This window comes from Propionigenium maris DSM 9537 (genome assembly GCF_027925155.1).
Lineage (GTDB): Bacteria > Fusobacteriota > Fusobacteriia > Fusobacteriales > Fusobacteriaceae > Propionigenium > Propionigenium maris.
Window position 1 is genome coordinate 79323 of sequence record NZ_BSDY01000009.1, and the last position, 11845, is coordinate 91167.

The following is an 11845-nucleotide window of genomic DNA, read 5'->3' on the forward strand; positions in this document are numbered from 1 at the left end:
CCAACCTTTTCCTGCACTCACCTTTTAGAGTCCCTCAGTAGCCTCTACAAATTTTCTGGTTATCAGCTGGGGTCTCGTAATGGCACTGCCAACCACCACAGTATAGGCACCCATCTCCAGAGCCCACCTTACCTTCTCTGGGGTGTCAAAATTTCCCTCTGCCACCACCGGTACCCTACAGCTGGATACAAGCTCCTTTAATACCTCAAAGTTGTTCAGATCCTTTGAGTGCTCCGTATATCCCACAAGGGTCAGACCTACATAATCAAATCCCAGCTCCTCAGCCCTTATCCCCTCCTCTACTGTTGATATATCCGCCATAAACTTTTGATCTGGATACTTCACCTTTAATGATTCCAGCAGCTCCATATCTGCATTCGTTGTAGCATCCAGGGCTATAACATCTACCCCCTCCTCTATAAGGAGTTCCAGCTCCCTCCTTGTGGGGGTTATATAGGATCTTATGTGATCATAGTCCCTCTTTATTATTCCGATTATGGGAAGATCCACCGCCCTTTTTATCTCCCTTATATCCTCTATACCGTTGGCCCTTATCCCCACAGCTCCTCCCTCTGCTGCTGCCCTGGCCATCCTTCCCATTATAAAGGGGCTATGCAGGGGCTCATGGGGCAGTGCCTGGCATGAAACTATCAATCCTCTTCTCATATATTCCTCCTATTGAATATCTAATCCTCCAACCTTACCTCGTCTCAGTCTTCCCTAATCTCCTCCCTTAGAAGGTATAGGGCTCCCAGCATCCCAGCATCATTTTTTAGGGCCGCTCCCATGATATCCAGGTTTTCATAGAAGTTCTCCTGGAGCTTTGCCTTCAGATCCTCCCTGATCTTATCCAGCAGATACTCTCCCTGGGCAGACACCCCTCCCCCAATAATTAGAGCTTCCGGATTAAATGACACTACAATATTTTTTAATCCGTCTCCAATATCCCTTATCCACTGGGAGACTATCCCTTTATAGGGTTCCACCCCAGCTTTTTCATACTGAAATATCTCCTCACCCGTTATATTCCTCTCACCAGTGACCTCCTTCACCAAGGATACCAGTGCCAGAGTTGATGCATGGGCTTCATAGCACCCCCTGTCTCCGCACCTGCATAGCCTTCCCTCGGTTCTTATCTTCATATGACCAAACTCTCCGGCCGAGTAGTGGGATCCTCGAAACAACCTTCGGTTCAAGATAATTCCTCCCCCTATCCCTGTTCCCAGGGCTATGGAGATAAAGTTATCCAGATCCCTTCCCGCACCCAGCCACATTTCACCTAGAGCTACACAGTTTACATCGTTTTCCACTATAACAGGCAGATCATACTTGTCTTCAAAATACTTCTTCAGGTTAGTACCTACCCAACCTTTGATTAAATCCGTTGCTGCTGATATCCTTCCTGAGCTGTAATCCACCTGTCCAGTGGCACTTATACCTATTCCAGAGAGGGTATACTCTTTCATACAACTGTCTACCCTCTCTCCCATCCTTCCTAGAAGATCATTAGATCCCCTCTCTGGCTGGGTGAAGAAGCTCTCCCTCACGAGAAACTTCCCATGAGCATCGGTCACCCCATACTTGACCCCTGTACCTCCTATATCAAACAAGATAAACCTCTTATCCATTATCCTTCCTGCCTCCCTTTCTCATTGGATTTCATCTCTCTTCCTCTAGCCCAGCAGGTTTGGCAGGAACATTATAATCTGCGGGAAGAGGGTCAGTATAACCAGAGTTATGAGTAGTGGTATAAGGAAGGGGATTATCCCCTTTATTATCACATGGGACGGTATATTCCCCACCCGGGATACTACAAATAGCGCTGTCCCCATTGGTGGAGTCAGGATCCCTATCATGAGGTTAAATATAACCATTACCCCGAAGAATATAGGGTCTATACCTACACTTACCACAGCTGGTACAAAGATAGGCACCACCAGGATTATAAGGGGCAGTGCATCTACAAACATCCCTAAAAATAACAGGGTTAGATTTATCATTACCAGCAACATCAGGGGACTGTTGGACACAGAGATAAAGTATTCAGCCACCTTTATAGCCGTCTGCTCCCTGGCAATAACCTGACCAAAGATCCCCACTCCCATTATCATTAGACAGGTCACCCCGGAAACCTTTACTGCCTCAATAAAGTCCTCAAACAACTTCTTCAGGGTGAGCTCCTTAAAGAAGAAGACCCCCAGAAGGATAGAGTAAACAGTAGCTATTACCGAAGCTTCCGTTGGAGTAAAGAACCCGGAGAATATCCCACCTATAATAATTATAGGAGTCAGCAGGGCCCAAAAGGATTCCTTGAAAGCTTTCTTTTTCTGGGCAAATGTTGCTTTGGGAGCCTTCTTATACCCCCTCTTTCTGGCCAGAAGATAAGCCATCACCATGAGAAGGGCAGCTGTAAGCATTCCAGGCAGAAATCCAGCCAGAAAAAGCTTGGATATAGACTGGTTTGCCACTACTCCATATATAACCATTATAGAGCTCGGAGGAACTAGGGGACCTATGATACATGAAGCTGCCGTAAGTCCTCCGCTGTAATCGTCGTCATACCCCTCATCCCTCATAGACTTTATCTCAAGCTGCCCAAGGCCCCCTGCATCTGCAAGGGCGGAACCACTCATTCCGGAAAATAACAGGCTCGCTGCTACATTTACATGCCCCATCCCCCCTGTATAGTGCCCCAAAAGTGATTTGGCAAAGTTAAAGATCCTATCTGTTATTCCCGAGCTGTTCATAAGGATACCCGTTAAGATAAAAAATGGAACTGCCAGTAAGCTGAAGCTGTTTAACTGGTCTATAAACTGACTTCCTGCAAAGTAAACCAGGTTCCAGTCTCCGCTTATAAAGAAAAAGAAGAGTGCTGATATAATAAGGGAAAAGCCCACTGGAAAGCCTATTGCAAGTAAAAGGAGCCATACTCCAAACATTATTCCTACATACATCTAATTCACCTCTACTTCCTTCAGTTCTTTTACCCTCACCCTTCTATAGATTCCCTCTGCATACCTGATAAACATCATTACTCCCCCTATTGGAAGAGCCGCATAGAGGTACCCCGAGGATATCCCCAGGGATATGAGATCCAGGGAAGCCTTTCTTTTTGTTATCTCAAGGCCTATAACTATAAGTAGGATAATAATTATCCCTGTGAGTATAATCTTTACTAGATCCACTACCTTAGCCACCCCTGGGGAAAACTTATCTGAGAGAACCTCTATTCCCACATGCTGGTCATACTTTATCCCCAGAGTAACTCCTATCATAGCTATATATACAAACACAAGCCTTGCCAGCTCCTCCGTCCATATAAGGGGGCTGTTCAATACCTGCCTGGAAAAGATCTGTGCTACCAGAGTAATAAACATTACTGAAAACAAGATTCCTCCAAGATACTCCTCGTAATACCTTATTATTTTTTTCATATAATACTCCTTATGGTAGAATAAAAGGCCAATGCTATTGGCCCCTTATTGATTATTATCTGGCTGAATCTATAGCTTCCAGGAGCTTTCTTCCTGCTTCTCCGTTTTCACTTACATACTCATTGTGTACAGGCTTCAGTGCAGACTTGAATGCTTCTAGGTCAGGATTAGTTATGGTAACCCCCTTCTCCTGGAAGTAATCTATTAAGCTCTTTTCATCTCCCATAAACATCTCTGTATGAGATCTGCCAGCTGCTTCCACTCCCTCAGCTAATACTTTCTGAAGGTCTTCAGGAAGCTTATCCCAGCTGCTCTTACCTACGATGTAGTTCTGATCGTTTATTATGTGGCTTGTCATAGCAATATAACTCTGCACCTCATAGAACTTTGAGCTCTTTATAGCTGAAAGGGGATTTTCCTGTCCGTCCACTGCATTTGTCTGAAGTGCCAGGTATACCTCTGTAAAAGCCATAGGTGTAGGTGAAGCTCCTACAGATCTTGCATAGTCAAGATTTGCCTGGGCATTTGGCACTCTCAGCTTCATCCCTCTCATATCGGCCATAGACTCAATCGCCTTGTTGGAGCTTGTCTGTCTAGATCCATTGTAGGCATTGGCTAATATCTTCCAGTTATTCTCCTCCTCAAACTTTTTCAGCAGATCCTTTCCCTCAGAAGTTTCATAGAGGCTTCTTCTTAGGTGGTCGTAGCTGTCAAATACATATGGCAGCTGGAATATCTCTGCTTCCTTTACCCACAATCCCAGACGCCCAGTCTCAGCAAGAGTAAGGTCTAAAGACCCCTCCTTCACCTGGGATATCATCTCCCTGTCATCTCCCAGCTGTGAGTCAGGATAGATCCTTATGGTCAACCTCCCCTCACTCTTTTCAGCTACATAGTCCGCCAGCTCCTTTACAGCCTTGTACTCATTGGACTGCACTCCCGGTGTCAGACCGAATTTCAGTTCGTGCTTTTCCGACTTTCCCTCATTGCTTCCTCCGCACCCTACTAAAGTTAAAACCATTACTAAAGTTGATAGTAGACCCATTATTCTTTTCATTACTCTCCCCCTTTATATTAGTTTCCTATGTATTTTTTAGAGAGCTCCCTTGCTCTCTCTATCTTCTCCGAAGACAGCCTCTTCATTGGCTGCTTTGTATATCCTGCATCTACTCCCTGATCCTTCAGGATCTCTTTTAGGGTCTGATATAACCCGTTATCCAGTATCCCCTCGATGAGGTCATTGGTAGTATGCTGTATCTCCCTGGCCTCATCTACTCTTCCCTCTTTAGCCAGTTCAAATATCTTCTTAGCTCTTACACCATTCACATTAAAGGTGCTTCCTATTGCTCCGTCTACTCCCAGTACTGTTGCCGAAAGCATCATCTCATCAAAACCGGCATAGAGAAGGTGCTGTGGGAAGGACTTTCTCATCCTCTCCAAGAGGAAGAAGTCTCCAGCTGTAAACTTAACACCGATTATATATTTATTTTCAAACAGCTCTGCAAACTGATCTATATTAATATTTACCCCAGTAAGAAATGGAATAGAATAAACTATCATATCCATCTCTGTGGCTTCAGTTATGGCGTTGTAGTAGTGCTTAATCTCCTCAAAATCAAACTTATAGTAGAATGGTGTTACCGCTGACAGAGAATCATACCCAAGCTCCTTGGCATATCTTCCAAGCTCTATGGCTTCCTGAAGGTTAAGGGATCCCACCTGGGCAATTAACTTTACCTTCCCCTTAGCTTCCTCCACTGCTATCTCAAAGACTCTCATCTTCTCCTCAGTAGCCAGCATAAAGTTTTCCCCGGTACTTCCCCCTACATAGAGACCATCTACACCCATAACATCGATATTATGTCTTATTATCTCCCTTGTTCCCCTCTCATTGATTCCTCCCTTTTCATTAAAAGCTACCATCAATGCACTGAATATTCCGCCTAGTTCCTTCCTCATTCCTTTTCCCCCTACAGTATATTAAAGTTCTTAAATATGTCCTTCTCATGATTTGCCTCTATCTGACCTATATTCTCCTTAAACACCACCTCAGATTTTGTCTTGTAATCTATATGAGTCCTGTCTCCGCTCAGTTTATTGAAGACTACCTTCCCTGCCAGGTATCCCTGTAAAAAATAGTTTTCCTTTGTGGCCACTACTATCCTATCATCCCTCAGAAGCTCTATCGTGTCCCTGTCTATCCCGTTGGAGATTATCTTTATTTCCTCTAACTCTATATCCCTTAAAAAACTCGCTACCTTACTTACATGCCTTGTAGTATAGATATATTGTGCTTCCCTTATCCCCTCTATATTGGCTATCTCATCCAGGTTATTGTTGAGGTCCTCTATGTAGCTTACCTCTACCCCCTCTCTTCTGTTGAGATTAAGCTGCTCCATAAAACCTTCCAGGTAATCCCTTGAGGAGATCTTATCCTCATCTGAATCCAGGACTATTATCCTGTCATCCTCCCTGGAGAGCTTGCTATAGATCCCCCCTACTATCCTTCCGGAGCTTTTATAGTCGGAACCTATAAATGAGATCCTGTCATTGATCTTCTTATCCAGAGTCACCACGTGAACCTCCGAGTATTCCTCCAGAGCTTCTTCTATCTCATCCTGAAGAAGAGGTATTATTATAATTCCGTCTACATCACTGTACTTCAGCACCGTTCTTACCTTCATGAGCTGATCCTCTGGCTTGTCTATATCCGTTACTATGAGCTCCAGGTTCACATTGTACTTGGTTATCTCCTCCTGAAGGATCTCCAGCCCCTCCACTATCCCATTGAGATAGTTTTCATTCTTAGACCTTATAAGAAAAGCATATATATTTTTCTTCCTCTGATTTTTATTGGCCAGAACACTGCTTATGTAGTTTTTCTTGTATCCAACCTCCTCACAGAGATCCAATACCCTCCTTCTTGTCTCAGGTTTTATATTTTCATCACCCTTTAAGGCTCTTGCCACTGTAGCCCTGGATATCCCCAAGATTGCTGCTATCTCCTTCTGTGTCATACCATTCACCCCGTTTGTAAAAATTAAACTTCACTCACTTAATGTACCCGTGTACATTATGAGTTTAGGATGCTTTTTTGCCCTTGTCAAATTTTTTTCTTAGATTTTTTAGTGGTATTTACGTCGTTTAAGAACAGAAAAGGTACATGACGCCCTGAAACAAAAGAGTAAGATACCTCACTATGTTCCCGTGTAACATTTAAAAATTAAGGTATTTAATACTTATTTAAGAGATCCCCCTATGAACCTCATCTTTCATAACCCAGATGATTTTTTCCCTCAATATTTACTCTCAGATAATTTGACGTTATACTTCAATATCACAGCTCTTAGTAAGGAGGCACTATGAAGAAGATACTCAGAATACTCTGTAAGGATCCAAGTGAGGAGGAACTGCTGGTTTTTTTAAAGAGTTTAAATTTAGAGATTATTGCTAACTATCCTTCAATAAAGGGGGAAAGGAGTATAGAGATAGTACTGAAGGAGGAGTATGTGGAAGAGGTAGTCTACTACCTGAAGAAGCACTTTGGTCCTGCCAGATTAAAGGTCTTTACCCAGGAAACTCACATAGACTTTGGTAAGATCAATACAGATATTAACTTAGAGCGATATAAGATACTTGTAAATGCCCACAAAACAACTACCCCATTCAAAAGAAAATCCCTCACAGCCATAGATGGTGCAGTACGGGATGGACTCTCCAATATAAGCTACTACTACGCCATGATAATCCTGTCCAGCATAGTGGCTGGAGCGGGCTTGATCGGCAACAGTCCCGCTGTCATTATAGGATCCATGGTAATCGCCCCGCTACTGGGGCCCAATGTAGCCCTGGCATTCAGTATAAGTGTGGGAGATGTGAATTTATTTAAGGAATCCATAAAACACTTCCTTTTTGGGGTTCTCATAGCCCTCTCATTGGGTATAGTTCAGGGCTTGGTCATTCAGTTTCCTGAAAACACCCATGAACTCCTTTCCAGGACAAATATAGGATTCCTGGATCTCCTCCTGGCATTTTGCTCGGGAATAGCCGGAGTATTGTCCCTGGTAATTGGTGCAAATTCAACCCTGGTTGGTGTCATGATTGCAGTGGCTCTCATGCCTCCCCTTGTCTCCTTTGGAATACTCCTTGGAAGGGGAGACGGAGTGCTCGCCCTCAGTGCTTTTCTGCTGTTTTTAGCCAATGTTATCGTTATAAACCTTGCTGGTATACTTACCTTTAGGCTGGAGGAGGTGGAACCAAGGCAATACTTCCACCAGCAGGTTACAAGGAAGCAGGCCAAGATGCTTATCAGAATCTGGCTCATAGCCTTGGCCTTTATATCGGTGATTATATTTTTAAAAAAATAATCCTTAAATTTTAAAGATGTGGTCTTTGCAACATTATTATATAGTTATCTGTGATATCATATCTGTAGAGAGTATAGATAAAAGATGTTTTAAGGGAGAGACTTTTCTATTAGGTTTAAGTATTGGGAGGTCATATGAAGTTAAACATTTCTGTTCCTCAGAAACAGAAAAAAAATTTAAGGCTTATTCTAAATGAATTGAGAAATAAGAAGATATTAAATGGTTACTATTGTAGAAAAAGCTGTGCAGACTGCGGACTTAAAACCTTTGATGAGGATAGGGAAATCTCCATAAGCGACTTAAGTAGAAAAGAGTGCATTAGATATAATCTGAATGAACCCATTTTTTCTCTTAAGTTAGAGTTAAATGAGGTAGAGGAAGTGATGATACTCTAGTTGAATCTGCCTATAATCAATATTGAAATGAAATTTAATCAAAATTACTTAATAAAAGAGGTGCCCTCAGGATCTGAGAGCACCTCTTTATCTTTTAAATATATACCTCTTCACTGAAACTGCTTCACCCCTTATATCCCTGTGAACAACCGACTTCACATCAAAGTTAAAGAGTCTGAAAACTCCCTGGATAAAGGACCCTGTAAATAAGGCTGCTATTACCGTCCCAACCCCTGCATATCCCCCCAGAAGATATCCACAGACCAAAACACTTATCTCAATTGTATTTCTCACAGCTCTCACTGAAAAGTTAGTCTTTTTAGTCAGGGCAACCATAAGGGCATCCCTTGGGCCGCATCCTAGGCCAGTGGAGATATAGAGATAACACCCCACACTGAAGACAGATAATCCCAGAAACATCATGAAAACTCCCATAACCATATTACTACTTAGGGGAACTATATCTAAAAATAAGATCAGATCCATAAAACTTCCTATAAAGAGGATATTTAGTATGGTGCCGCTTCCTATCTGTTCTCCCAGAAAAAGATCTAAGGTTATAACTCCCATCCCCACCAGGATACTTGCCTGACCTATTGTAATCCCCCCTACCTTGGATATCCCCTGGTGTAGTACATCCCAGGGAGAGAATCCCAGGTCGGACTTTATAACTATAATCACTCCCAGGGAACAGATAAAAAATCCTAAAAACAACTTTAAATATTTAAGTATCTCATCCTTCATTACCTTCCCGCCTTTTATTAAAAATTTAAATTGAAAATATCCTCTACCCTATCATATGTGGTCAGAAATGTTAATCATAAATAATAGTCTGACTCATATCCGATAAGATTTTTTATAATTTTTTCAGAGACCTGAAAGATATAGTAATATCTTATTGAATAGCTTAGAGAAGGAGGATATAAACTACAGAAATAGGAGGACAGAAAAATGGTCGTTAACTTAGTTGAATTAATCGATATGATAAAGGATACTGTAAAATCCATACCTATGAGTATCAAGATACAGGAAAAGGTCATAGAGGATGTTATCGATTTTAAATATACTATGACTGGAGTTTTATCTGGAAGAGGAGAAGCTCTCAGAACCATAGGAAGAGTTCTAGATGATATGAAAAAATTCAAGTTTGGTAAGCCCGACACCTCACCCACCAGAGAAGCTGTTGAGGAGATAACCTCTAGGATGGTAAAGCCCTTTATTACAGTGAGCTGTAGAGGTAGTCTTCACCATGAAAATGATCATCCATCCTTTAAGATACATGGAAGAGTAGATTCCATTATTGGCGATCTCAAGAGGTGCAGAGATAGGGAACTAATAATCTATGTCCACGGGTATAATGTGGATAATCACCTTGCCTTAAAGGAGGCTCAGGATATATTTACAAAGCTCCAGAGGTCCCTGATAGAAAATGGCAAGGAGCTGGAGGATTATGAATTTATGCTCTTTACCTGGCCTGGAGATGCAGGGGTTGTCAAGTTCAGTGAAGCACAGCTCTATGCCCAATACTCTGGAAATGCTCTCTACGACTTCCTTCTCAAGTTAAAGAGGGAGTGGGGGGTAAAGGATATAAACCTCCTGGCCCACTCCCTGGGAGCCCATGTAGTTCTAAGAAGTGCTGACCTTATGGAAAAACACCTTACTTCAGGTAGAGATGAATTTTCCTATAAAAATGTTATCCTAATGGGAGCAGCTGTTGAGGAAGATATCTTTGAGGGAAGTCCCTCAAAACGCTACCACTTTCCCAGAGCTCCCTATGCAATGGACAGCCTCTATATCATAACCTCCAGAGCCGACCTTCCCCTGAAGATTGCCTTTAATATCATGGAGCAGGAAAACGCCCTGGGGTGCAGAGGCATAAATGGAGGGGAGAAAATTGCCAAAGTTCCAGGAGTAGGGGAAGAAGTCCACTCAGAACTGCACGACCTGAGTCCACTCTTAGAGGAGAAGAACTCCTCAAAACCCCTGGTCTATGGCCACATAAGGTATTGGGAAACCCAGAAACACACAGATTACTATGTCCATCTCATGTATGGAAGGGAAGCTATTAACAAATAAAAAAAGGCCGTTACCCCCTCTAGATTCCTAGAATACTGTAACGGCCTTAACTATAATCTTCTCTATTCCCTTACCACTCTAAGCTTTTTTCAGCTCTGAAGCATCCTCCTCTTCCTTGAACTTTATCCTCTTAATCACTGCTCCAATCACCAGGAACATCGCCAGTCCCCCATAATATAACTTGATTACATCCATCTGCTCTCCCAGTGGAACACTTAAATCATACCCGGCAAATATAATAGCTGCTATATTAATCAGAACTACCAGTCCTCCTATAATACAAGCTAAGGTGTCACTTTTACACAACTGAAATGGTGACCTGCAGCCGTCCTTTCTGAACTTTATATAAGCTATGCTCAAGAACAGATATGGCAGTGTAAAGGCCATAGTAGACATATCGTAGATCTTGTAGTAAAGATCCCCTGCTGATTCCCCACCAAATGTAGTTATAAGTATAAACAGAAATGAAAGTGTGGTCTGAAATATAAGTGCATTTTTTAGGATCCCCCCCTTTGTCTTTCGTGTCATCCATGCAGGAAATGTTCCCCTAGGTGCTTCACTAAATACTGCTTTAGAAAGAGCCTGCGACCACAGTACCAGTGCTACAAGGGTAATTATTGTATAAACAAGCCCTATCACCTTAATAAACCATACCCCAAGTCCAAAAGCACTTCCCATGAAAGCATAACCACTTATTACAGCATTTACAAGAGAAACTTCACCATATGCTTCAGGAGTACCAAAGGCAGCTATAGATATTACTCCCAGTACATATAAGATACCAATTAATAGCGCCGAAAGAAGAAGCCCCCTGGAAAAATCTCTTTCTGGTTTTTCTACCCTGTCCACATAGGTTCCCACCAGCTCAGATCCCGCATAAGCAAATATTATCCATGCAAAGGTACTTAGAAAACTTCCTAAATGCTCCCTGGTATCTACAGGCATTACAAGAGATTTCATTGTCAGCTCAGTTGCCGGCTCCCCAAAGAAACCCATATATGTTCCTATCCCTCCTACTAAAAATACACCAGCTATAATTAAAGATATATAACCTGTAATGGTAGAGATCTTGCTAAACTTCTCCTCATACTTTATACCTATAAGAAGTGCAACAAGAAGAGATATAGCCGACATAATAGCCATAGGAAGATCTCCAATATTTGCATCTCCAGTAAGGGTAAAGGATAGATATGTAGGTACCCTTGAAGCTAAAGTAGGCAGATAAAATATGTTTGCTACAAAATATGACCATAGAGCGTAGTAAGCTACATTTTTTCCCAGGCCGATATCGATCCATGAATAAATTCCTCCAGTTCTGTCCTTAGCATAGGACGCAAACTCAGACATAATTAAACACATAGGTAAAAAATAGATAATAGCTCCCATTATAAACATTGATGTAGATTGAGTTCCACTGGCCTTAAAGTTGTTAGCTATGTTTCCAAAACCAAAAACTCCTACAAAGATAATCATTACCATTGCCGTTACCGATAAATACTTCTTTTCCCTCATCTTTCCCCCTCTAAACCTTTTATTTGCTTCTCATTTAATAAACCTTTATCCCCTATTGCTT

The 11845-nt window shown here is 42.1% G+C and carries 10 protein-coding genes and 1 pseudogene; 3 read left to right on the forward strand and 8 right to left on the reverse strand.

What is annotated here, in order from left to right:
* Positions 1 to 24: 24 nt before the first annotated feature.
* The 6 genes and pseudogenes from QMG11_RS10735 to QMG11_RS10760 all read right to left on the reverse strand — a co-directional run bounded on the left by QMG11_RS10735 (position 25) and on the right by QMG11_RS10760 (position 6451).
* Positions 25 to 666 (reverse strand): N-acetylmannosamine-6-phosphate 2-epimerase, encoded by a 642-nt coding sequence (locus QMG11_RS10735; RefSeq protein WP_281835889.1) that lies wholly within the window; start codon positions 664 to 666, stop codon positions 25 to 27.
* 44 nt (positions 667 to 710) lie between these two features.
* Positions 711 to 1628, reverse strand: coding sequence for an ROK family protein (locus QMG11_RS10740; RefSeq protein ID WP_281835890.1), 918 nt, complete (start codon positions 1626 to 1628; stop codon positions 711 to 713).
* Between the two features lie 45 nt (positions 1629 to 1673).
* Positions 1674 to 3434, reverse strand: a pseudogene (locus QMG11_RS10745) (TRAP transporter large permease).
* 55 nt (positions 3435 to 3489) lie between these two features.
* Positions 3490 to 4491, reverse strand: coding sequence for a sialic acid TRAP transporter substrate-binding protein SiaP (locus QMG11_RS10750; protein WP_281835893.1), 1002 nt, complete (start codon positions 4489 to 4491; stop codon positions 3490 to 3492).
* Positions 4492 to 4508: 17 nt separating this feature from the next.
* Complete coding sequence (locus QMG11_RS10755) at positions 4509 to 5393, reverse strand: N-acetylneuraminate lyase (RefSeq protein ID WP_281835895.1); 885 nt, start codon at positions 5391 to 5393, stop codon at positions 4509 to 4511.
* Positions 5394 to 5404: 11 nt separating this feature from the next.
* On the reverse strand, positions 5405 to 6451 hold the full coding sequence (locus tag QMG11_RS10760; protein WP_281835897.1) for a LacI family DNA-binding transcriptional regulator: 1047 nt from the start codon (positions 6449 to 6451) through the stop codon (positions 5405 to 5407).
* A gap of 345 nt (positions 6452 to 6796) precedes the next feature.
* On the opposite strand from QMG11_RS10760, the gene QMG11_RS10765 reads away from it, so the two are divergent.
* A complete protein-coding gene (locus QMG11_RS10765) occupies positions 6797 to 7801 on the forward strand; it encodes a TIGR00341 family protein (RefSeq protein WP_281835899.1) in 1005 nt (334 codons plus the stop codon).
* A gap of 134 nt (positions 7802 to 7935) precedes the next feature.
* Positions 7936 to 8196: a hypothetical protein gene (locus QMG11_RS10770; protein WP_281835901.1), complete on the forward strand. Its 261-nt coding sequence runs from the start codon at positions 7936 to 7938 to the stop codon at positions 8194 to 8196.
* A gap of 87 nt (positions 8197 to 8283) precedes the next feature.
* Here the strand turns inward: QMG11_RS10770 and QMG11_RS10775 are convergent, their stop codons facing one another.
* The gene (locus QMG11_RS10775; RefSeq protein WP_281835903.1) at positions 8284 to 8940 is read right to left on the reverse strand and encodes a YczE/YyaS/YitT family protein; all 657 of its coding nucleotides are present in this window, start codon (positions 8938 to 8940) and stop codon (positions 8284 to 8286) included.
* Positions 8941 to 9147: 207 nt separating this feature from the next.
* Between QMG11_RS10775 and QMG11_RS10780 the strand changes: the two genes are divergently transcribed.
* On the forward strand, positions 9148 to 10272 hold the full coding sequence (locus QMG11_RS10780; protein ID WP_281835904.1) for an alpha/beta hydrolase: 1125 nt from the start codon (positions 9148 to 9150) through the stop codon (positions 10270 to 10272).
* A gap of 78 nt (positions 10273 to 10350) precedes the next feature.
* Here the strand turns inward: QMG11_RS10780 and QMG11_RS10785 are convergent, their stop codons facing one another.
* Positions 10351 to 11784, reverse strand: a complete 1434-nt coding sequence (locus tag QMG11_RS10785) for an amino acid permease (RefSeq protein WP_281835906.1) — start codon at positions 11782 to 11784, stop codon at positions 10351 to 10353.
* Positions 11785 to 11845: the final 61 nt, after the last annotated feature.

Coding starts and splice junctions, on each gene's coding strand:
- QMG11_RS10735 (WP_281835889.1), bottom strand. CDS start 666: ATGAGAAGAGGATTGATAGTTTCATGCCAGGCACTGCCCCATGAGCCC.
- QMG11_RS10765 (WP_281835899.1), top strand. CDS start 6,797: ATGAAGAAGATACTCAGAATACTCTGTAAGGATCCAAGTGAGGAGGAA.
- QMG11_RS10755 (WP_281835895.1), bottom strand. CDS start 5,393: ATGAGGAAGGAACTAGGCGGAATATTCAGTGCATTGATGGTAGCTTTT.
- QMG11_RS10750 (WP_281835893.1), bottom strand. CDS start 4,491: ATGAAAAGAATAATGGGTCTACTATCAACTTTAGTAATGGTTTTAACT.
- QMG11_RS10780 (WP_281835904.1), top strand. CDS start 9,148: ATGGTCGTTAACTTAGTTGAATTAATCGATATGATAAAGGATACTGTA.
- QMG11_RS10740 (WP_281835890.1), bottom strand. CDS start 1,628: ATGGATAAGAGGTTTATCTTGTTTGATATAGGAGGTACAGGGGTCAAG.
- QMG11_RS10785 (WP_281835906.1), bottom strand. CDS start 11,784: ATGAGGGAAAAGAAGTATTTATCGGTAACGGCAATGGTAATGATTATC.
- QMG11_RS10760 (WP_281835897.1), bottom strand. CDS start 6,451: ATGACACAGAAGGAGATAGCAGCAATCTTGGGGATATCCAGGGCTACA.
- QMG11_RS10775 (WP_281835903.1), bottom strand. CDS start 8,940: ATGAAGGATGAGATACTTAAATATTTAAAGTTGTTTTTAGGATTTTTT.
- QMG11_RS10770 (WP_281835901.1), top strand. CDS start 7,936: ATGAAGTTAAACATTTCTGTTCCTCAGAAACAGAAAAAAAATTTAAGG.